This is a genomic window from Pseudomonas sp. CHM02 (genome assembly GCF_000612585.1).
In the GTDB taxonomy this organism is placed as follows: Bacteria; Pseudomonadota; Gammaproteobacteria; order Pseudomonadales; family Pseudomonadaceae; genus Aquipseudomonas.
In genome coordinates, this window is the sequence record NZ_JFCA01000045.1 from 35,149 (window position 1) to 56,184 (window position 21,036).

17 protein-coding genes are annotated in these 21,036 nt (G+C 61.0%); 16 read left to right on the top strand and 1 reads right to left on the bottom strand.

Annotated features, from left to right (window positions below):
* Positions 1-178 precede the first annotated feature (178 nt).
* From BM70_RS0123915 to BM70_RS0123960, 10 genes are all read left to right on the top strand, one after another.
* Positions 179-1,177 carry an alpha/beta fold hydrolase gene (locus tag BM70_RS0123915; protein WP_025858383.1) on the top strand — a complete coding sequence of 333 codons (999 nt, stop codon included), beginning with the start codon at positions 179-181 and terminating at the stop codon, positions 1,175-1,177.
* A gap of 294 nt (positions 1,178-1,471) precedes the next feature.
* Positions 1,472-2,752, top strand: coding sequence for an alkane 1-monooxygenase (locus BM70_RS0123920; RefSeq protein WP_025858384.1), 1,281 nt, complete (start codon positions 1,472-1,474; stop codon positions 2,750-2,752).
* Between the two features lie 133 nt (positions 2,753-2,885).
* Entirely contained in the window at positions 2,886-3,380 is a 495-nt protein-coding gene (gene praA, locus BM70_RS0123925; protein WP_016980194.1) for an alkane oxidation protein activator PraA, read from the top strand.
* A 132-nt stretch (positions 3,381-3,512) separates the two neighbouring features.
* On the top strand, positions 3,513-4,025 hold the full coding sequence (gene praB, locus BM70_RS0123930) for an alkane oxidation protein activator PraB (RefSeq protein WP_025858385.1): 513 nt from the start codon (positions 3,513-3,515) through the stop codon (positions 4,023-4,025).
* Between the two features lie 120 nt (positions 4,026-4,145).
* Positions 4,146-5,597: an outer membrane protein transport protein gene (locus tag BM70_RS0123935; protein ID WP_025858386.1), complete on the top strand. Its 1,452-nt coding sequence runs from the start codon at positions 4,146-4,148 to the stop codon at positions 5,595-5,597.
* Positions 5,598-5,829: 232 nt separating this feature from the next.
* Complete coding sequence (locus BM70_RS0123940) at positions 5,830-8,355, top strand: acyl-CoA dehydrogenase (RefSeq protein WP_025858387.1); 2,526 nt, start codon at positions 5,830-5,832, stop codon at positions 8,353-8,355.
* Positions 8,356-8,504: 149 nt separating this feature from the next.
* A complete protein-coding gene (locus tag BM70_RS0123945; protein WP_025858388.1) occupies positions 8,505-9,848 on the top strand; it encodes a 3-oxoacyl-ACP reductase in 1,344 nt (447 codons plus the stop codon).
* Between the two features lie 3 nt (positions 9,849-9,851).
* A complete protein-coding gene (locus tag BM70_RS0123950; RefSeq protein WP_025858389.1) occupies positions 9,852-10,742 on the top strand; it encodes a MaoC/PaaZ C-terminal domain-containing protein in 891 nt (296 codons plus the stop codon).
* Complete coding sequence (locus BM70_RS0123955; RefSeq protein ID WP_025858390.1) at positions 10,739-12,037, top strand: acetyl-CoA C-acetyltransferase; 1,299 nt, start codon at positions 10,739-10,741, stop codon at positions 12,035-12,037. The genes BM70_RS0123950 and BM70_RS0123955 overlap by 4 nt, the downstream gene beginning before the upstream one ends.
* Before the next feature lie 31 nt (positions 12,038-12,068).
* Positions 12,069-13,772 (top strand): AMP-binding protein, encoded by a 1,704-nt coding sequence (locus BM70_RS0123960; protein ID WP_025858391.1) that lies wholly within the window; start codon positions 12,069-12,071, stop codon positions 13,770-13,772.
* Positions 13,773-13,883: 111 nt separating this feature from the next.
* Here BM70_RS0123960 and BM70_RS0123965 read toward each other — a convergent pair whose 3' ends face one another.
* Positions 13,884-14,999, bottom strand: coding sequence for a Gfo/Idh/MocA family protein (locus BM70_RS0123965; RefSeq protein ID WP_025858392.1), 1,116 nt, complete (start codon positions 14,997-14,999; stop codon positions 13,884-13,886).
* A 306-nt stretch (positions 15,000-15,305) separates the two neighbouring features.
* Here BM70_RS0123965 and BM70_RS0123970 point away from each other — a divergent pair, with 306 nt between their 5' ends.
* The 6 genes from BM70_RS0123970 to BM70_RS33700 all read left to right on the top strand — a co-directional run bounded on the left by BM70_RS0123970 (position 15,306) and on the right by BM70_RS33700 (position 20,907).
* A complete protein-coding gene (locus BM70_RS0123970; RefSeq protein ID WP_025858393.1) occupies positions 15,306-16,346 on the top strand; it encodes a YCF48-related protein in 1,041 nt (346 codons plus the stop codon).
* 16 nt (positions 16,347-16,362) lie between these two features.
* Positions 16,363-18,738, top strand: coding sequence for an RND family transporter (locus BM70_RS0123975; RefSeq protein ID WP_025858394.1), 2,376 nt, complete (start codon positions 16,363-16,365; stop codon positions 18,736-18,738).
* A gap of 78 nt (positions 18,739-18,816) precedes the next feature.
* Positions 18,817-19,113 carry a DUF5629 family protein gene (locus tag BM70_RS0123980; protein ID WP_025858395.1) on the top strand — a complete coding sequence of 99 codons (297 nt, stop codon included), beginning with the start codon at positions 18,817-18,819 and terminating at the stop codon, positions 19,111-19,113.
* Positions 19,100-20,275 (top strand): lactonase family protein, encoded by a 1,176-nt coding sequence (locus BM70_RS0123985; protein WP_025858396.1) that lies wholly within the window; start codon positions 19,100-19,102, stop codon positions 20,273-20,275. The genes BM70_RS0123980 and BM70_RS0123985 overlap by 14 nt, the downstream gene beginning before the upstream one ends.
* 156 nt (positions 20,276-20,431) lie before the next feature.
* A complete protein-coding gene (locus tag BM70_RS0123990) occupies positions 20,432-20,611 on the top strand; it encodes a hypothetical protein (RefSeq protein WP_010210027.1) in 180 nt (59 codons plus the stop codon).
* Positions 20,612-20,781: 170 nt separating this feature from the next.
* Entirely contained in the window at positions 20,782-20,907 is a 126-nt protein-coding gene (locus BM70_RS33700) for a hypothetical protein (RefSeq protein WP_256220941.1), read from the top strand.
* Positions 20,908-21,036: the final 129 nt, after the last annotated feature.

Sequence of the window (21,036 nt, forward strand, 5' to 3'; positions counted from 1 at the left end):
TATTTTAAAAAAATTTTAAATAATCTACCTGAAAATATCGCCTACGCTAGTCCCAGGCTCCTCATGTGCGACTTGTCCGACGGACAGGCACGACGTTCAGGTCCAGGGTGTGGACGATGGCTGAGGCTCGATCAATTCCGGTCGGGTCGTCAGCAGCAGGGATGCAGAGGACCGAGCTATGGCTGGTGAATGGGTTATCGCTGCGGCTGTTTTCATAGGCGCGAGCGCGGTTTTGTGGGGCTTCAGCACGTGGATGACGCGGCGTATCGAGGCCGCTGTTCCGATCAACGGGCGTTTCGTGGAGGTCAACGGCGAGCGCTTTCATTATTGCGAGGAAGGCAAGGGCCCGCCGCTGGTGATGATTCACGGGCTGATGGGCAGCAGTCGCAACCTGACCTACGCGTTGTCCGGGCAATTGCGCGAGCACTTTCGCGTCATCACCCTCGACCGCCCGGGGTCGGGCTATTCCATGCGCCATAAAGGCAGCGCCGCGGACCTGCCGGCCCAGGCGCGGCAAGTGGCGGCGTTCATCAATACGCTGGGCCTGGATAAACCCCTGGTGCTGGGGCATTCCCTCGGCGGCGCAATTTCCCTGGCGCTGGCCCTTGACCATCCCCACGCGGTATCGGGGCTGGTGCTGGTGGCACCACTGACCCATCCACAACCCACGTTGCCACTGGTGTTCTGGTCACTGGCGGTGCGACCGGCCTGGCTGCGGCGATGGGTGTCCTACACGCTGACCGTGCCCATGGGCCTGCTGACGCGCCGCTCGGTGGTCAAGGGCGTGTTCGCCCCCGACACGGCCCCGGAGGATTTCGCCACTCGCGGCGGCGGGCTGCTGGGCATGCGCCCCGACAATTTCTACGCCGCGTCCAGCGAGATTGCGTTGGTCAACGACCACCTGCCTGACATGGTCAAGCGCTACCCGCAACTGACGCTGCCCATCAGCCTGATCTATGGCGCGCGGGATAAGGTCCTGGACTTTCGCAAACACGGCCAGGCCCTGGCCGACAAGGTCCCGGGCCTGAAGCTGCAGGTGGTGGAAGGGCGTGGACATATGCTGCCGATCACCGCTACCGCACGGGTGGTGGAGGCGGTGCAGCAGTTGGCCAAGCGTGTGCGGCCGCCGGAAAGCGCCGCGATCCTGCATCCACCCTTTGCCTTGGCGAACAAATAATCGTGGCCCTCACTGCGGGTTGGCGCGTCGCAAATGCTTGCCCTAGAGACCTGACCAAACGGCTGAAAAAGAGACTGCCCAGTCACGTAAAAAAGGCCTCGAAAAAGTAGTTGACGACCTAACGATTCCGCGCTATTTATTTAAAAAAATATTTCAATGTTTATTTTGAAATGATTTTTGAAATGCCTAAGAGCGAATAAAAATGAAAAAAACGTCTTTTATCGCATGGTTGATTTCCCGGAGCATTCAGCGCTCCCTGAACCTGTTTTCGGCCACCCTGCCACGGAGGCTGCCATGAACCAGACTTTGGCAGCGCCAAGCGTATGGACCGATGGCAAGCGTCACCTGTGGTGGCTGGGCATCATGCCACTGGCCACGCCCTTGCTCTCCGGTGCCCTGGCGATCGCCACCGGTATCCAGCAACTCTGGTGGGTCGGTGTACTGGTGATCTTCGGCTTGATCCCACTGATCGATGGCTTGCTCGGTGAAGACGTGAGCAACCCACCCGAATCCGCCGTTACTCACCTTGAATCCCAGCGTTACTACCGCTGGATCGTCTACACCGGCGTGCTGTTTGTCATCTCCTCGGTGGTGATCACTGGCTGGCTCGCCGCTGGCGGTATCGACTGGATCATCCGGGGCGGCCTGTTGCAGGCTGCCGCCAACCTGGAGCCGTCCAGTTGGCTGTCCCACACCGCCAGCTACATCACCGCCCGCATTCAGTTGCATGGCGAACCGAGCTGGTTCACTTACCTGGGCATGGCCATGTCCACCGGCGCCGCCACCGGTATTGCAATCAACACGGCCCATGAACTGGGGCACAAGCCCAATGCACTGGAAGTGTTCCTGGCCAAGGTCACCCTGGCTCCGACCTGCTACGGGCACTTCTACACCGAACACAACCGTGGGCATCACGTGCGCGTCGCCACACCGGAAGACCCGGCCAGTTCGCGCCTGGGGGAGAGCTTCTGGGCGTTCCTGCCACGCTCGGTGTGGTTCAGTGCCCGCTCGGCGTGGAACCTGGAGCGCGAACGGCTGCGCAAGCTCGGCCTGCCAGCGTGGCATTGGCAGAACGGTGTGCTCAGCGCGTGGATGTACAGCGTAGTGTTGTGGGGCGCGATGATCGCCTGGCTCGGCGCGGCAGTGATCCCGTTCCTGATTATCCAGGGCATCTACGGCTTCTCGCTGCTGGAAGTGGTGAATTACGTCGAGCACTACGGGCTTAAACGCCAGAAGTTGCCCAACGGCCGTTATGAGCGTTGCTCGCCACGGCATTCGTGGAACAGCAATCGTATTGTCACCAACATCTTTCTCTTCCAACTTCAGCGTCACTCTGATCACCATGCCAACCCGACCCGTAGTTATCAGTCGTTGCGCCATTTCGATGAATCGCCGCAACTTCCCTATGGTTACGCAAGCATGATTGTCTGGGCGTATGTGCCGTACTTGTGGCGCCGGCGCATGGACCATCGTGTGCTCAATCATTACGCCGGGGATATCAGCCTGACCAATCTTCAACCTTCACAACGGTTGAAGTACCTGGAGAAGTACAGCAACAGCGCCAAACCGTTCTAAGTTCAAGTAACACCTTGTTTGCATACTCGGGGCCTGCGTGCCGCGCAGGCCTCTATCGCCCGACGTTTTCCAGAACAGTTGCAAGAAAGTTGTTTGACCCGAACAAAAATAATTAAAGGGAAGGACGTACACCATGCAAGCTCCTGCCAAGTTCACCACCCACATCGTATTGGCTGCGCTGGGCCTGATCGCCTATCACCAGGCCCAGGCTGCACGCATCGAGCCGGCCGGTAGCGCCTTTACGGCACAGGGTCCCATCAGTTTCTCCAAAGGTGCGTTGATCAGCGCCGATTGCACCATCAAGGTGGCTGGCAAGGTCGCGGCGGATGGTTCATCGGTCAACGTCGACAAAGTGGAGTTCGACGGCGGCCTCAAGTGCAGTCGGGTCGAAGCCATCAACTTGCCATGGATCTTAGTGGCCAAAGACACCAAGAGCGGTTCCATGTCGAAGATCAGCGTCGATGTTCATGCATTCGGCCTGGGCGGTAAGTGCGGCCCTTCGACCGCCGACGGCACGTGGGACAACGCCACCGGCAAGTTGGAAGCCGCCAATGTGCCGATTGGCGAAGACTGCAAGATCAAGACGGTGTCGATCAAGATGCCGCCGAACTTCAAAGTTGTTGAATAACCGTCGGATGTTGTTGCGGTAATTGAATTGAAATTTGGCTGGAAAGGGAAGTTCTGCAGTTTCTCCGTGACCTCTCGATCATGGCCATTACCCCTGGCGAAATGACTTCGCCATAACATGTGAGGAAAAACAATGAAAAGCTTGAAAACCCTCGTGTCGTTGACTGCTTTGACTGTTTGCATGGGTGCTGCTTCCCTGGCGAGTGCCGCTTCGATCAGCCCTGAAGGTCCTTTCACCACTACCGCAGGTTCCATCGTGGTGCAGTCACCGTCTTCATTCGGCGGCAGCGTGACCTGCGGCATTACCTTCAGCGGTACTGTCACCGGCGGTATTGCCACTATCACTAACGCAGCGCTGACCGGTGGTGGCCTGTGTGCTCTGCCTACGCTCAAAAGCATTCCGGCACCAGGTTGGGTACTGACCGCATTGCCGGACACTGATGGCAAGAAGGGCAAGGTGGATAACGTGGGGTACACCATCAAAAAGACCCTCATCATTCCAGCTACTGATTGCGGTATTTCCACCATCAACGTGGACTGGAACCCAACCACTCACACCCTCACTGCTGCTAACCAGGCTCTGAGCGGCGGTTGCAACATTGTATCGCTGACCACGACTGCCACCGGCCTGACCGTCAACCCATAAAGCGCACACGTTACGGAACACAGGGTTGATCACCCGTTGAAAGGCCGGTGCCTCGCCAGAGGCGCCGGCTGACGTGGAAAACCGGCAATGCCGGTAGCGAATAATAATAAGGAGTGCCGCATGATCATTAAGAAACAACAGGCTCAAACACTGCTAGGGCTGGCAATACTGGGGGGCCTGATGACAACTGCGCCCGCGCAGGCAGGTGGTTTCTCCACGCCGACTTACGGTGCCCCAGGTTGGGGTCGGGCGTTCGGCGGCGGTTCTCTGTTCAAGAATGACCCAAGTTCTGCGTACAACAACCCGGCCGCGATGGCGTTCGTCGACCAATCCGTGGCTCAACAAACCGTCGACTATGCCCGGGTCAAGATCAAGTACAGTGGCCAGGCTTACGATTACAACGGAAATCCGGCGAGCAATACTGCCGTGGCGCCCGATGGTAGCTTTGATCCGAGCACGGCAACCGTCAATAACAACGAGGGTGGCCAGGGCGGTTTCACCGCATGGCTGCCTACTGGGTTCCTGGTGATCCCGATTGGTGACCGCTTTGCGTTCGGCCTCAGTCAGGTCGTGCCGCAAGGCATGCGCACCACCTGGAATGAAAACTCCAAGTTTCGTGACTTCGCCGTAGACACCAAAATTGAAACCGTCGGCCTGACGGGCTCCTTATCCTTCAAGGTGCGCGACGACTTTTCCATCGGTGGCGGCATGATCGTCCAGCGCAGCCAAGGCTTCGTAAGCCAGAATATCGATCTGTTCTCGGCGGCTTCGGTCTCTCCGGGCCTCGGAAACGGGGCGTTCCCGTCCGGCGTGGGTACCGCACTCATGCGGGTCAAGGTGGACAATGTCTCCGTTGGCTGGTTTGGCGGCGTGGTGTGGAAACCAACAGACAAAGACTCGCTGGGTCTGAACTACCACGCCAAAATCAAGAACAAGATGACCGGTAAGTACAAGATTCGGGCGGATGCGCTGAACAACGGCCTGATGACGGATGACACGATCTTCGGTGATGGCAAGACGCTGGTTGAGACGGCTTACCCTGGGCTGAAGTTGTACCCCAATGGTGCCAATGCCAGTACTCAGTTGGATATTCCTGCGACCGCCGCGATCGATTGGGTACACCAGTTCAACGACCGTTGGACGTTGGGTGTCAGCGCCATGTGGACACAGTGGTCATCCTTCAAGGACCTGACGCTCAAGTCCAATGGCTCGACGATTGTTGCCATTCCTTATAACTATAAGGATGCATGGATGTACTCCGTGGGGGGTGATTTCAAGGCCACGGACGAGCTGACCTTGAGGGCGGGTGTGGCGTATGACCAGACGCCTACCCGCAATTCGACTCGCGATCCACGCATCCCCGACGGCGACCGTTATTTTCTTTCGCTGGGTGCGGGTTACGACATCAAGGCCATTCCCGGCCTGACACTGGACGGCGCGTATTCGCACCAGTTTGTCCAGAAGGTCAACATCAGGACCCAGAACGTCGACCGCCTGGGGGGTGGTCGTCTTGACGGTACAGCCGAGTCTTCAGGCGACATCGTCAGTTTGTCCGCCACCTACAGGTTTTAAGGCCGCTATGACGCGAACGCCAAGCGCATCTTGGTCTTCGCGTCATAAGCCCGCTCAACGGCTGACCCAACAGGCTGACGTGTTCAGCCGTTTTTTTCGTCCTCTCATTAAATAAAAATTTCAAAACTAAATTTGAATATGTCTTTTCAAGTTTGTACTGTGGCTTTACGCCGCCGTTCATTTCGAACTGCCCGTGTATCGGTCGCACTCTGAATCGAGTAGAGGTATCCCCATGGTTATCTGGTTATTGGTGGGTGTCGCAGCTGCGATTGCCCTGGCGTATCGACAAGCCGCTGCCATCCACTGGCTGGGCGCTGGCCTGGTCTGGCTGGCAGCGGGCTATCTGTTCAACGTAGTGGCTGGCCTGGGCATTACCGTCGCGGCGGTACTGGTGGTGTTGCCCGCATTGCTGATGACCATCAAACCGCTGCGCCGCACTTTGCTCACCCGCAGGGCTCTGGGATTGTTTCGTACGATCATGCCGGCCATGTCCGACACCGAGCGCGCGGCCATCGAGTCCGGCACCGTGTGGTGGGACGCTGAGTTGTTCAGCGGCAAGCCCGACTGGCAGCGCCTGTTGCAGGCCGCTCCAGCCAGCCTGAGCGCGGAAGAACAAGCCTTCCTCGACAACGAAGTCGAAACCCTGTGTGACATCGCCAACGACTGGGAAACCACTCAGATCTGGCAGGACATGTCCCCCGAAGGCTGGCAGTACACCAAGGATGCCGGCTTTCTCGGCATGATCATTCCCAAGCAGTACGGCGGTAAAGGCTTCTCCCACTATGCGCACTCGCAAGTGGTGATGAAGCTGTCGACGCGTTGCTCGGCGGCGGCGATTTCGGTGATGGTGCCCAACTCCCTGGGCCCGGCCGAATTGCTGCTGCACTACGGCACCGATGCCCAGCGCAATTACTACCTGCCGCGCCTGGCGCGGGGTGAAGACATTCCGTGTTTTGCCCTGACCAGCCCGTATGCCGGCTCGGATGCCGGGGCGATTCCGGACCTGGGCATCGTCTGCAAAGGCCAGCATGAAGGCCAGGAAGTGCTGGGTTTGCGCGTGACCTGGGACAAGCGCTACATCACCCTCGGCCCGATCGCCACGGTGCTCGGCCTGGCGTTTCGCGCCGAAGACCCCGACGGTTTGCTCGGCCAGCCCGGCTCGCTGGGGATCACCTGTGCGTTGATCCCGACGTCTCATCCTGGGGTGAACAGCGGTCGCCGGCATTGGCCGCTCAATGCCGTGTTCCAGAATGGTCCTACCACCGGCAAGGATGTTTTCATCCCGCTGGAATGGGTGATCGGCGGCCGTGAGCAAGTCGGCAACGGCTGGCGCATGTTGATGGAATGCCTGGCAGCCGGACGGGCGATTTCCTTGCCATCGGCCAACGTCGGCCTGGGCAAGGTCGCGGTGCGCGGCACCACCGCCTATGCGGCGATGCGCAAGCAGTTCGGCCTGCCCATCGGCAAGTTCGAAGGCGTGCAGGCGCCACTGGCGCGCATGGCCGGCCACCTGTATGCCTGCGATGCGGTGCGCAAGGTGTCGGTAGCGTCCCTGGATGCGGGCGAAAAACCTTCGGTGATCTCGGCCATCGCCAAGTACCACGTCACCGAGCGTGCGCGGATCATCGTCAATGACGGCATGGACATCGTCGCCGGCAAGGGCATCTGCATGGGCCCGAACAACTTCCTGGCCCGCGCCTACCAGCAAAGCCCCATCGCGATTACGGTGGAAGGCGCGAACATCATGACGCGCTGCCTGATCATCTTTGGCCAGGGCCTGATCCGTTGCCATCCCTATGTGTTCCGCGAGATGGAAGCCGCGCGCAACCCGGACCGGCGCCAGGCGCTGGAAGCGTTCGACAGCGCGATGTTCGGCCACGTGAGTTTTGTGCTGGCCAATACCGTACGCGCCGCGGTGCATGCCCTGACAGGCGGGCGGTTGATTTCTGCCCCGGCCAAGACCGACCCGGCACTGGCGTCCTACTACCGCCAGGTCAATCGCCTGTCGGTGGTGCTCGCATTGGTGTCGGATGTTTCCATGGGCGTGCTGGGCGGTGCCCTCAAGCGCAAGGAAAGTATCACCGGGCGCCTGGGCGATATTCTGTCGCAGTTGTACATCCTGTCCTGCGTGCTCAAGCGCTTTGAGGATGACGGCCGGCCCCAGGCCGACCTGCCGCTGGTGCACTGGTCGGCACAGGACGCGTTGTTGCGCGCCCATGAAGCGCTGGCCGAAGTGCTCGATAACTACCCGTCGAAAGCCGCCGCAAGCGTGCTGAGGGCGTTGACGTTCCCATTCGGTATCCCGCTGCGCAAACCATCGGACCGCCTGTTGGCCCAGGTGGCCGATGTGGTGCAGACACCGGGCGAAACCCGCGACCGCCTGCTGGCCGATTCCTACATCCCACGTCCGGAAATCGACAAGCTGGCGTACGGCGAACTGGGCTTGTGCCTGTTGCCGCAAGTCGAGTTGATTGAGGCCCGACTCAAGGCCGCGATCAAGCAAGGCCTGATCGCGCCGATGCCGATCTCCGCCACGGCCTTTACCGCCTGGCGCGTCAAGGCGCGGGCACTGGACCTGATCAGCGACGACGAAGACACCTTGCTGGGGCGCTATGTGGAATACGCCGACCACGGCATCCAGGTGGACGACTTCCCGCAGGACTTCGGCTTGCTGGACGCGTTGCAGCAGCGCAAGCAAGCGCTGGAACCGACGACGAAACGTCGCAACAGCCAAAGCGAAAACGCCTCGGTCAATTAGGAAAATCACGGTCAATGTGGGAGCTGGCTTGCCTGCGAAGGCATCACCTCGGGACGACTGACACACCGAGTTGCCTGCATCGCAGGCAAGCCAGCTCCCGCAGGGGATCGGGTTTTCACGGTCAGAATGTGTTGTGAGTGAATGTCTCTATGAGTGACCGCTACCTTTCGTTCGTCAATTCCCCCTGGGGCCGCCGTTTGGCCCAGGCCGCCGGCTTGCCGCAACCCTTGCCGCTGCAACGCCATCGCAGCGGCCAGCACGGCCTGGCCAACCCGGTGATCGTCGCCGGGGCAGGGCGCCTGGCCGCCGAGGTGCAGCGGGTGTTCGCGGCCACGGATACCGTCGCCGCCACCGCGGCCACGCTCAAGGCGCCGTCCACGGTCAAGGTACAGGGCGCGGTGTTTGATGCCAGCGCCGTGGCCGACCTGCAGCAATTGGACGAGCTGTATGTGTTCTTCCACGCCAATGCCAAGCGCATCGGCCACCATGGCCGCGTGGTGGTGCTCGGCACCGCGCCGGAACATTGCCAGGACTTGCCCCAGGCCATTGCCCAACGCGCCCTTGAAGGCTTGGTACGGTCGCTGGCCAAGGAGCTGCGCCGGGCGATCACCGTGCAATTGATCTACGTCGCGCCAGGTGCCGAGGCCGCGCTGGACAGCAGCCTGCGGTTCTTCCTGTCGCGCCGGTCGGCGTATGTCTCGGGGCAAGTGATCCGCCTGGAAAGACCGCTGGACGGCCACGTCACCGTCAATTGGGACAAACCTTTCGCCGGCCGTCGCGCGCTGGTCACCGGCGCGTCCCGTGGCATCGGATTGGCGATTGCCCAAGTGTTGGCGCGGGACGGCGCCCATGTGGTGTGCGTGGATGTGCCCCAGGCCCAGGCATCGTTGCAACAGGCGGCGGAGCGTGTCGGCGGCTCGGCGCTGCCCCTGGACATCACCGCCGCGGATGCGGCCTCGCTGTTGCAGGCCCACACCAGCCAATACGGCGCCTTCGATGTGGTGGTGCACAACGCCGGGATCACCCGTGACAAGACCATCGCCAAGATGACCGAAGACGCTTGGCGCAGTGTGCTGGCGGTCAACCTCGAAGCACCGCTGCGACTCAGCCAGGCACTGTTGGAAAACCAGGGGCTGAACCCCGGTGGGCGCATCGTGTGTGTGTCATCGATTTCCGGCATCGCCGGCAACCTCGGGCAGAGCAATTACGCCACCTCCAAAGCCGGCGTGATCGGTCTGGTACAGGGGCTGGCGCCGCATGCGGCGGCGTTGCAAGTCAGCGTGAATGCCGTAGCGCCGGGGTTTATCGAGACCCAGATGACCGCGAAGATCCCGCTGATGATCCGCGAAGCGGGGCGGCGCATGAACTCGATGTCTCAGGGCGGACAGCCCATCGACGTGGCCGAGACCATTGCCTGGCTGGCGCACCCGGCGTCGGGCGGGGTCAACGGCCAGGTCATCCGTGTGTGCGGCCAAAGCCTGCTGGGAGCCTGAGCCATGGACTACGTGACGCAGATTATCGACCCGCCGCCATCGCGCACGCGCTTGCTGCTGGATGGCGTGCGAGCCTTGCGCAAACCCAAGCTCGACGGTGCGCCGGTACTGCCCAGGGAACGCCTGGTGCGCTCGGCGGTGGAGTTGGTTGCCGCCGACATCGCCGCGTATGGCCGCGCCTGCGGGTTCCGTCGCGAGCAGGGTGTGCCGTTGTCCTACCCTCATGTGCTGGCGTTCCCGTTGCACCTGATGCTGCTGACGCGGCCGAGCTTCCCGTACCCGGCCAGCGGCATGGTGCACCTGGCCAATCGCATTCGTCAGCACCAGCGCCTGCGCGAAGGCCAGGCGTTGCGGCTGGAAGTGTATGGCGAGCGTTGGGTTGCCCACCCCAAGGGCCAGGCGCTGAGCATCGCCACCCGCGCCTACAGTGCCGGCGACCTGGTGTGGGAAAGCGACAGCCTGTACCTGCGCCGCGACGTCAAGAACCCGGTCGGCGAGCCGTGGGACGACGTGTTGCCGTTGCAGGCAGAGGGCGTGTTGCGCACTCAGCGCTGGGTCTTGTCCGCTGACCTGGGTCGGCGTTTTGCCAAGGTGTCGGGGGATTTCAACCCGATCCACACCTCGGTGATCGGCGCCAAGGTCTTCGGCTTTCGTCGCGCCATCGCCCACGGCATGTGGACCCTGGGCCGCGCACTCGCCGCGCAGCAACCGCCCGGCGGGCTGGACCAGGCCGAGGCCCATTGTGACTTCAAGCTGCCGATCTTCCTGCCTGGCCAGGTTGCTCTTTGGAGTCACCCTGTGACGGGCCCACGCCGCGAATTCGAAGTGCGCAACTGCGCCGGCGACAAGCCCCATATGCGCGGCCTATTCATCTGGAAAGAGAGCGTGCAATGAGTGACTACAGCTTCAACCCGGCCCCGGTTCGCCGCGTGGCGATCATCGGCGGCAACCGCATCCCGTTTGCGCGCTCCAACACCGTGTACGCCCACGACAGCAACCAGGATCTGCTGGTCGCTGCCCTGCAGGGCCTGGTCGACCGCTACAACCTGCACGGCCAGCGCCTGGGCGAATTTGCCGCCGGGGCAGTGATCAAGCATTCGCGGGACTTCAACCTGGCGCGCGAGTCGCTGCTCTCCACCACCTTGTCGCCGGATACGCCGGCCTACGATGTGCAGCAAGCCTGCGGTACCGGCCTGGAAGCGGCCTTGCTGGTGGCGAACAAGATCGCCCTGGGCCAGATCGACGTGGGCATCGCCGGCGGTGCCGACACCACGTCCGATGCGCCGATCGGCATCAACGAAGCCCTGCGCCACACCTTGCTCGCCGCCAACCGCGCCAAGGGCATGGGCGCCAAGTTGCAGGCGCTGCTCAAGGTGCGGCCGTCGATGTTTTTCAAACCGCTGCTGCCGCGCAATGGCGAGCCGCGCACCGGTTTATCCATGGGCGAGCACTGCGAAGAAATGGCCAAGCGCTGGCAGATCAAACGCCTGGCCCAGGATGAACTGACCCTCACCAGCCATCAACGCCTGGACGCGGCCTACAAGCGCGGTTTCTTCGATGACCTGATGAGCCCCCATCGCGGCCTGGCCCGGGACAATAATCTGCGCGCCGACGCGAGCCTGGAGAAACTCGCCGGCCTGTCCCCAGCCTATGACCGGCAAAACGGCACGCTCACTGCGGGCAATTCCACGCCGCTGACCGACGGAGCCTCGGTGGTGTTGCTGGCCAGCGAGGAATGGGCGGCCGCCCACGGCTGGCCGGTGCTGGCCTACCTGCGTACCGGCGAAACGGCGGCGGTGAATTTCGTCGATGGCACCGAGGGCCTGCTGATGGCTCCGGCCTATGCGGTGCCGCGCATGCTCAAGCGCGAAGGGCTGAGCTTCGATGACTTCGATTTCTTCGAGATCCATGAAGCCTTCGCCGCCCAGGTGCTGTGCACGCTCAAGGCGTGGGAAGACGCCGATTATTGCCGCGAGCGCCTAGGCTTGGACGCACCGCTGGGCGCCATCGACCGCACGAAGATGAACGTCAACGGTGGCTCACTCGGTTGCGGCCATCCCTTCGCCGCCACCGGGGGCCGGCAATTGGCGGCGTTGGCCAAGATCATCCATGAGAACGGCGGCGGGCGCGGCCTGATTTCCATTTGCGCGGCGGGCGGGCTGGGCATTACCGCCATCGTCGAAAAATAGCGCTATCAAAAACAACAACAAGGAGACTGCCATGAACGCTGTAAGCCTGGAACACACCGAACGGATCTGGTTGAACGCTTACCTGCCTGGCGTCCCGGCGGATATCGAAGCGGGTATCGAGGACTACCCGTCGCTGCGCGAGGTGTTCCTGGAGCACCTGGAGAAGTTTCGCGAGCGGGTGGCCTACGTCAGCATCGGCACCGAAATGACCTACGCCGATTGGCAGGTGCAAGGCCATGCCTTTGCCGCCTGGCTGCAGGGGCAGGGCGTCAAGAAAGGCGACCGTGTCGCGCTGATGATGCCCAACTGCCTGCAGTACCCGATCTGCCTGCTAGGCACGATCCTGGCCGGCGCGGTGGTGGTCAACGTCAACCCGCTGTACACCGCCCATGAGCTCAAGCATCTGCTCAAGGACAGCGGCGCGGAAACCGTGGTGATCTTCGAGAACTTCGCGCAGACCCTGGAAAAAGTCATCACCGGCAGCAGCGTCAAGCGCGTGGTGATCGCCGCCATCGGCGACTTGCTCGGCACCTTCAAGGGCGCGGCGATGAACTTCATCCTGCGTCGCGTGCAGAAGCAGGTGCCCGCGTTCAATCTGCGCGGTTCGGTGCGTTTCAACCAAGTGCTGAAGCAGGGGCGGGCGCTCAACCATTTCCCGGTGGAGATGCACCTCGACGACCTGGCCTTCCTGCAATACACCGGCGGTACCACCGGCGATGCCAAGGGCGTGATGCTCAGCCACCGCAATATCATCGCCAACCTGTTGCAAGCCAAGGCCTGGGTCGGTGACCAACTGGACCAGGACAAGCAGGAAACCAACGTCACCTTGCTGCCGCTGTACCACATCTTTTCGCTGACGGTGAATTGCCTGATGTTCATGTGCCTGGGTGGGCGCAACATCCTGATCGCCAACCCGAGGGACGTGAAGCGCGTGCAGATGATCCTGCGCAAGGAGCGTTTCAACGGCATTGCCGGGGTCAACACCTTGTTCAACGGCTTGCTGGAGAACAAAGCGTTCTGCGCACGGGACTTTTCCGACCTGCGCATGGTGATCGCCGGCGGCATGGCCACCCACACGGCGGTGGCCAAGCGTTGGAAGGAGGTCACGGGGCTGCCGATCATCGAAGGCTACGGCCTGACCGAGTGTTCGCCGGTGGTGAGCATCAGCCCGATCGATATTGCGCGCATGCGCGAGATGGAGTTCACCGGCAGCATCGGCGTACCGTTGCCGTCGACCTGGGTGCGCTTTATCCGCGAAGACGGCGAGCTGGCCGATATAGGCGAGCAAGGCGAACTGCAAGTGCGCGGGCCGCAGGTGATGCAGGGCTACTGGAAACGCCCGGAGGCCACCGCCGAAGTGCTGGACGCAGGAGGGTGGTTGTCGACCGGTGATATCGGTGTGATGGACGCGCGTGGCTATATCCGCCTGGTGGACCGCAAGAAGGACATGATTCTGGTCTCTGGCTTCAACGTGTACCCCAATGAAATCGAAGACGTGGTGGCGTTGCATCCTGGGGTGGGTGAAGTGGCGGCCATCGGTGTGGAAGATGGCGTGACCGGGGAGAAGGTCAAGATCATCGTGGTGCGCAAGGACCCGGACCTGACCCAGGAGCAGATCCTGGCGCATTGCCGCGAATACCTGACGGGGTACAAAATGCCGAAGTACGTGGAGTTCCGCACCACCGAGTTGCCCAAGACCACCGTGGGCAAAGTCTTGCGACGGGCACTGCGCTAATTTGAAGGTTTAGGTGATCCAAATGTGGGAGCTGGCTTGCCTGCGATAGCGGTGTACCTGTTACACCGCCATCGCAGGCAAGCCAGCTCCCACAAAGTTCTGTGGTGGATTTTAGAGTGAGTTCACGGTTACCCAGCGCTCTTCTTTGGCCGCCACGCGAATCGCCGTCGCCAGCCGCTCCACTTCCCACGCTGCCTCAAAGTCAGTGCCATCCGCACCTTGACCGGCCAGCGCCAGAATCAACTCCTGCACCTCCAGCGTCTTCAACTCGTTGTACCCCAACTGATGCCCCGCTGCCGGGCTGAACGCCGCATAACCCGGCAGGGCAGGGCCTGCGAGTAAACGCTGGAACCCCTCCTGACCCACGCGACAGACCCGCAATTCGTTCAAACGCTCCTGATCGAACGCCAGAGTGCCTTTGGTCCCGCTGATCTCGAAGCTCAGGTGGTTCTTGTAGCCGTGCTTGAGCCAACTGCTGCTGACCGTCCCGCGTGCACCGTTGGCGAAACGCAACAAGGCATGCACCTGGTCATCCACCGCGATGGCTTTCAGCTCGGCGCTGCCGTTGATGGCCGGGCGCTGGCCGTGAACGGTCTGGGTGTCGGCACACACGCTCACTACATCACCGACCAGATAACGCGCCATCGACAATAAATGACTGCCCAGGTCCGCCAGGGCGCCTCCGGCATGTGCCACTTCACAGCGCCACGACCAGGGCGAGGCCGGGTCGGCCATGAAGTCTTCGCTGAACTCGCCCTGGAAACTGACGATCTCGCCCAGTTCGCCGTTGGCGATCATCTGCCGGGCCAGCGTGATCATCGGGTTGTGCTGATAGTTGTAGCCCACCCGGGTCACTACCCCGGCGGCACTGGCGGCGCGGCGCATGGCGTCGGCTTGTTCCAGGCTCACGGCCAGGGGTTTTTCGCAGTACACCGCCTTGCCCGCGGCAATCGCCGCCATGGCCATGGGGTAGTGCAAATGGTTGGGAGTGGTGATGGCCACCACGTCGACGTTTGGGTCGTTGACCAGCGCCTGCCAGTCACCATGGGCCTGGGCAAATCCCCAGGCCGTGGCGCAGCGCCGGGCGCGTTCAGTGTCGGCATCGGCCAGGGCGGCCAGCGTGAGGTGTACCGGCAATTCGAATACCGCGCGGGCGTTATTGAATGCCAGCGCATGGGCGCGGCCCATGAAGCCTGTGCCAATCAAGCCGATTCCGAGTTCACGCATAGCCGTGGTCCTTTGCATTATTGTTTTCAGGAAAGCTATTAATGGAATAAAAATTCTCATAATTCAATAGATGGAATAAAAATTCATTAAGGCTTTGCCAATCACCCCCACGAATGCAGCTATATTCAGGCGCTGACGAAAGGGCGTCAGTTAACAAAAGATAACGTAGCGCCGATTGTCAGACGATTCGAAAGCCCGATAGGATGGCCCTGCTTCCTCCAGGCGCTCTAGATTGCAGGTTTCAAGGCCCCGGAAGGCAGGCGATAACAATAATAAATGGGAGAAAGGTCTATGAGTGAGCCTGTCATGGGGTGGGTTGTTTGCCGCCCACGCGCCGCACGCAGGGTTGCGATGCTGGCCGCAGCGCTCTCGCTGTTTGGACTGGGGGTAACGGCAGCCGCGTTGTCGACCTCCGTCCAGGCCGCCAGCGATACCACTTTTGCGATTGAATCCCCCAAGGCCGCCAAAGGCCTGATGATCGACGTGGTCCACGCGGGCAAGCGCCTGGTGGCGGTCGGTGATCGCGGGCATATCCTCTATTCCGATGACCAGGGCACTACCTGGACCCAAGCCAAAGTCCCCACCCGGCAACTGCTCACGGCGGTGTTTTTCGTCGATGACAAGCAAGGCTGGGCCGTGGGCCATGATGCACAGATTCTCGCCAGCACTGACGGCGGCGCCACCTGGACCCAGCAATACCAGGACCTCAAGCGCGAAGCCCCTTTACTGGATGTATGGTTCAACGACGCCAACCACGGCCTGGCGGTGGGCGCCTACGGTGCGCTGATCGAAACCACCGACGGCGGCAAGACCTGGAATGACGTCAGCGACCGCCTCGACAACGAAGACCAGTACCACCTCAACGCCATTGCCCACATCAAGGACGCCGGCCTGTTTATCGTCGGCGAACAGGGCAGCATGTTCCGTTCCAGCGACGACGGCCAGACCTGGGAAAAGCTCGAAGGCCCCTACGAGGGCTCGCTGTTTGGCGTGATCAGCACGGCGCAGCCGCAGACCCTGCTGGCTTATGGCTTGCGCGGCAACCTGTACCGCTCCACGGATTTCGGCAGCACCTGGGAACCCGTCGAATTGAACGCGGCGCGGGGAGCGCTGGAGTTTGGCCTGTCGGGTGCGACCTTGCTGGATGACGGTGCCATCGTTGTCGTGGGTAACGGGGGCAGCGTGGTGGTCAGCCATGACGATGGGGTGACGTTCAGCGTGTTCAACCGTCCGGACCGTATTTCGCTGTCGTCCGTCACGGCGGCAGGCAACGGCAACTTGATTCTGGCGGGGCAGGGTGGCGTTCGCGTCGCTGCGCCCAACGGCGCCGAACTCGTAAAACAATAATAAGGGCGGGGAAAGAATGAGCAGTCATCACAACGATAAAGCGACCTTTCTTGAGCGCCTGATCTTCAACAACCGCCCGGCAGTGATCGTGATCTGCCTGCTGGTGAGCATCTTCCTGTTCTGGCAGGCGACGTTGATTCGCCCGTCCACCAGCTTCGAAAAAATGATCCCCCTCAAGCACCCCTTCATCGAAAAGATGATGGAGCATCGCAACGACCTGGCGAACCTGGGCAATACCGTGCGTATCTCGGTGGAAGCCAAGGACGGTGACATCTTCACCAAGGAATACATGGAGACCCTGCGTCAGATCAACGACGAAGTGTTCTATATCTCCGGTGTCGACCGCTCGGGCCTCAAGTCGCTGTGGAGCCCCAGCGTGCGCTGGACCGAAGTGACCGAAGAAGGGTTTGCCGGCGGTGAAGTGATCCCGCAGAGCTACAACGGCTCGCCGGCAAGCCTCGACCAACTGCGCAACAACGTGCTCAAGTCTGGCCAGGTCGGTCGCCTGGTGGCCAACGACTTCAAGTCGAGCATCGTCGACATCCCGCTGCTGGAGTCCTACCCGGACCCGCAGGACCAGGGCAAGTTGCTGGCCCTGGATTACCGCAAGTTCTCCCACGAACTGGAAGACAAGATCCGCGACAAGTTCGAAGCCCAGAACCCTAACGTCAAGATCCACATCGTCGGGTTTGCCAAGAAGGTCGGTGACCTGATCGACGGCCTGGTGATGGTGGTGATGTTCTTCGGCGTTGCCTTCATCATCACCTTGGTCCTGTTGCTGTGGTTCACCAACTGCCTGCGCAGCACCGTCGCGGTGTTGAGCACCACGCTGGTGGCGGTGATCTGGCAGCTTGGGTTGATGCACTTCTTCGGTTTCGGTCTCGATCCGTATTCGATGCTGGTGCCGTTCCTGATCTTCGCCATCGGTATCTCCCACGGCGTACAGAAGATCAACGGCATTGCCTTGCAGTCCAGCGAGGCGGACAACGCCCTGACCGCCGCGCGACGCACCTTCCGGCAACTGTTCCTGCCGGGCATGATTGCGATCCTGGCCGACGCCGTGGGGTTCATCACCCTGCTGATCATCGACATCGGCGTGATCCGCGAGCTGGCCATCGGCGCGTCCATCGGCGTGGCGGTGATCGTGTTCACCAACCTGATCCTGCTGCCGGTGGCGATTTCCTATGTCGGCATCAGCAAGCGCGCCATCGCCAAGAGCAAGAAAGACGCGAACCGCGAACATTCGTTCTGGCGCCTGCTGTCGAACTTTGCCAACCCGAAAGTCGCACCGATCTCCATCGCCCTGGCGCTGGTCGCCTTTGGTGGCGGCCTCTGGTACAGCCAGAACCTAAAGATCGGCGACCTGGACCAGGGCGCGCCGGAACTGCGCCCCGACTCGCGCTACAACAAGGACAACAACTTCATCATCAGCAACTACTCCACCAGCTCCGACGTGCTGGTGGTGATGGTCAAGACCAAGGCCGAAGGCTGTTCGCGCTATGAAGCCATGGACCCCATCGACCAGTTGATGTGGACGATGCAGAACACCGAGGGCGTGCAATCGGCGATCTCGCTGGTGACCGTGTCCAAGCAGATGATCAAGGGCATGAACGAAGGCAACCTGAAATGGGAAACCCTGTCGCGCAACCCGGATGTGCTGAACAACTCCATCGCCCGCGCCGATGGCCTGTACAACAACAATTGCTCGCTGGCGCCGGTGCTGGTGTTCCTCAACGACCACAAGGCCGAAACCCTTGATCGCGCCGTGCATGCGGTGCAGGACTTCGCCAAGGAAAACAACAAGGACGGCCTGGAATTCATCCTCGCCGCTGGCAACGCCGGGATCGAGGCCGCCACCAACGAGGTGATCAAGGAGTCGGAGCTGACCATCCTGATCCTGGTGTACCTGTGCGTGGCGACCATGTGCATGATCACCTTCCGTTCCTGGGCGGCGACCCTGTGCATCGTACTGCCGCTGGTGCTGACCTCGGTGCTGGGCAACGCGCTGATGGCGTTCATGGGCATCGGCGTCAAGGTCGCGACCTTGCCGGTGGTGGCCCTGGGCGTGGGGATTGGCGTGGACTACGGCATCTATATCTACAGCCGCCTGGAAAGCTTCCTGCGCGCCGGCCTGCCGCTGCAAGAGGCCTACTACCAGACGCTCAAGTCCACCGGTAAAGCCGTACTGTTCACCGGCCTGTGCCTGGCGATCGGCGTGTGCACCTGGATCTTCTCGGCCATCAAGTTCCAGGCCGACATGGGCCTGATGCTGACCTTCATGCTGCTGTGGAACATGTTCGGTGCACTGTGGCTGCTGCCGGCACTGGCGCGGTTCCTGATCAAACCCGAGAAGCTGGCTGGGCAGAAGGGGAATTCACTCTTCGCGCATTGATCGATTTGACCATTGCCGCAAGGCACCGCGGGGGAATTGACCTATCATGTGTCTTTTCCCCCGCAGTGACTTCACATCATGACCGATACGCAACCCAACCTGAGCAGCGCCCTGACCGACAGCGACATGCTGATTATCAACGGGCTGCACGCCTTCGACTTCACGTTTGACCAGCACTTGCTGATCGAAAGCATGGATGGCCGGGAACTCAAGCGTTGGAAGTTCAGTCCAGAACAACTGAACGCCGCGACCTTTGATGACAGCTTGCAAAGCTGGCTCTTGAGCAACGACGACGGTGAACACCGTCTGGTCTGCCTGAGCGCGATCAAGGGCGACAACAATAACGACGAGGATGAAGCGGATGATGATGCGTAAATTCTGGCCCCTGCTGATGGCCGGCAGTGTCGGTGCGATGTCGGTGCAGGCCGCGCCGGCCGACACTTATGAACTGTTGGTGGGCAGCTACACCGCTGGCACCAGCGAAGGGATCTATCGCCTGCAGTTCGACAGCCGCACCGGCAAGTTCCAGGGCCAGCCGGTACTGGCGGCCAAGGCAGCGAACCCTTCCTGGCTGACGCTCTCCAAGGACCAGAAGCGCCTGTTTGTGGTCAACGAGAATGGCCCGGGCCAGAAAGACCCGGTCGGGCGGGTGAGCAGCTACAGCATCGACCCGCAGAATCATCAGCTGACGTTGATCAACCAGGTGCAGAGCCTGGGCAACGAGCCGACCCATTCCAGCGTCGCCGCTGACGGGCGCTACGTGTTCGTCGCCAACTATTCGGTGCTCGAAGACCCGGGCGGCAGCCTGGCGGTCTTGCCGGTCGATGCCACGGGCAAGCTGTCAGCCCCTGTGCAACTGAGCGGGCATCCATCCAGCCGTGTGAACCCTGAGCGCCAGGCGTCCAACCATGTGCACTCGGTGGTGTCGTCGCCGGATGGCAAATACGTGTTTGTGCAGGACTTGGGCGCAGACAAGGTGTTTGCCTACCACTACGACCCCAAGGCCAACCATGAGCTGCCCTTGACTCCGGCCAACCCGGCCTCGGTGCAACTGCCACCCGGCAGTGGCCCGCGCCACCTGCTGTTCAGCGCAGATGGCAAGCATGCCTGGTTGACCACCGAGATGAGCGCACAGGTGGCGGTGTTTGATTACAAGGATGGCCAGCTCACCCAAACCCAACTGGTGGACTTCGCCGCCGGGCAACCGGTGTCCGACAAGGCCGGCGCCGCGTTGCATGCGTCCAGTGATGGCAAGTTCCTCTACGTGAGCAACCGTGGCACGGCCAATCAACTGCTGGTATTCAGCATCGACCCGGCCACCGCGCATCTCAAGGAGCTGCAGCGCCGCTCCGTGGAAGGCGACCACCCGCGCGAGTTCACCCTGGATCCGAGCGGCAGGTTCTTGCTGATCGCTAACCAGAAAAGCAACGAAATCGTAGTCGTCGAACGTGATCCCAAGACCGGTCTGCTGGGTAAAACCGTGCAGAAACTGCCAATCGATGCCCCCAGTGACCTCAAGTTCCTGGTGCGTCAATAAGCCACAGGCCCCGCAATGCGGGGCCTGACCCTTTGTATTAATTCTATTAATAGCGGCTACTGTTTCAAAGCATTTCTATGGTTCAGCCCTCGGGCGTAAGTTTGGTTCCAAGGCCTTCCCCGGCCACTCAACCAAACGAACACAAGGGTTACCGACATGAATCTGAATCTCTTCTCCATCATCGCCGCATCCGCCGTTTCCGCCACCGTGGCATTGCCTGCCGCCGCCAGCGTGGAAGTCACCGGCAAAAAATCCAGCACCAGCGCCTACACCCAGAAATACCTGCAACAAAGCGCCAATTTCTACGCCGCACTGGATCACAAAACCCAGCAATGAGCGTTGATTGACCCTGCACAACAGCAGACGCCAAACCACTGGAACGCAGCCTGGCTCGTTCGAGTGGTTTGGCGTTTGTGCGTCTGCTGAATAAAAATGATTGATATCACATTGCCATGTGTTTAAATTTGACGCTCAATTATTGACGCCTTCTCCCTGGAATCGACAGCATGGCACTCCGACTCGCCGCAGTAATCCTGTTCCTCTATTCCGCCCCCATCCTGTCCTCCGTGCAATGGGTGGACGGTGAGCCAGAGATTGCCCGCGAGCGATTGCTGAACCTGATCGAAGGCTGATACTGCCTGCATGTTGTGGTGAGCCTGCTTATTGTGGTGAGCGGGCTTGCCCCGCGCTGGGGCGCGAAGCGGCCCTAAAACCACCGCGTTTATTCCGGAAAAAATGGGGTGTTGTTAATGGGGCTGCTT

Bases quoted from the DNA above. Each gene is read 5' to 3' on its own strand.
- BM70_RS0123915 (WP_025858383.1), top strand. From the start codon at position 179: ATGGCTGGTGAATGGGTTATCGCTGCGGCTGTTTTCATAGGCGCGAGC.
- BM70_RS0123920 (WP_025858384.1), top strand. From the start codon at position 1,472: ATGAACCAGACTTTGGCAGCGCCAAGCGTATGGACCGATGGCAAGCGT.
- praA (WP_016980194.1), top strand. From the start codon at position 2,886: ATGCAAGCTCCTGCCAAGTTCACCACCCACATCGTATTGGCTGCGCTG.
- praB (WP_025858385.1), top strand. From the start codon at position 3,513: ATGAAAAGCTTGAAAACCCTCGTGTCGTTGACTGCTTTGACTGTTTGC.
- BM70_RS0123935 (WP_025858386.1), top strand. From the start codon at position 4,146: ATGATCATTAAGAAACAACAGGCTCAAACACTGCTAGGGCTGGCAATA.
- BM70_RS0123940 (WP_025858387.1), top strand. From the start codon at position 5,830: ATGGTTATCTGGTTATTGGTGGGTGTCGCAGCTGCGATTGCCCTGGCG.
- BM70_RS0123945 (WP_025858388.1), top strand. From the start codon at position 8,505: ATGAGTGACCGCTACCTTTCGTTCGTCAATTCCCCCTGGGGCCGCCGT.
- BM70_RS0123950 (WP_025858389.1), top strand. From the start codon at position 9,852: ATGGACTACGTGACGCAGATTATCGACCCGCCGCCATCGCGCACGCGC.
- BM70_RS0123955 (WP_025858390.1), top strand. From the start codon at position 10,739: ATGAGTGACTACAGCTTCAACCCGGCCCCGGTTCGCCGCGTGGCGATC.
- BM70_RS0123960 (WP_025858391.1), top strand. From the start codon at position 12,069: ATGAACGCTGTAAGCCTGGAACACACCGAACGGATCTGGTTGAACGCT.
- BM70_RS0123965 (WP_025858392.1), bottom strand. From the start codon at position 14,999: ATGCGTGAACTCGGAATCGGCTTGATTGGCACAGGCTTCATGGGCCGC.
- BM70_RS0123970 (WP_025858393.1), top strand. From the start codon at position 15,306: ATGGGGTGGGTTGTTTGCCGCCCACGCGCCGCACGCAGGGTTGCGATG.
- BM70_RS0123975 (WP_025858394.1), top strand. From the start codon at position 16,363: ATGAGCAGTCATCACAACGATAAAGCGACCTTTCTTGAGCGCCTGATC.
- BM70_RS0123980 (WP_025858395.1), top strand. From the start codon at position 18,817: ATGACCGATACGCAACCCAACCTGAGCAGCGCCCTGACCGACAGCGAC.
- BM70_RS0123985 (WP_025858396.1), top strand. From the start codon at position 19,100: ATGATGATGCGTAAATTCTGGCCCCTGCTGATGGCCGGCAGTGTCGGT.
- BM70_RS0123990 (WP_010210027.1), top strand. From the start codon at position 20,432: ATGAATCTGAATCTCTTCTCCATCATCGCCGCATCCGCCGTTTCCGCC.
- BM70_RS33700 (WP_256220941.1), top strand. From the start codon at position 20,782: ATGGCACTCCGACTCGCCGCAGTAATCCTGTTCCTCTATTCCGCCCCC.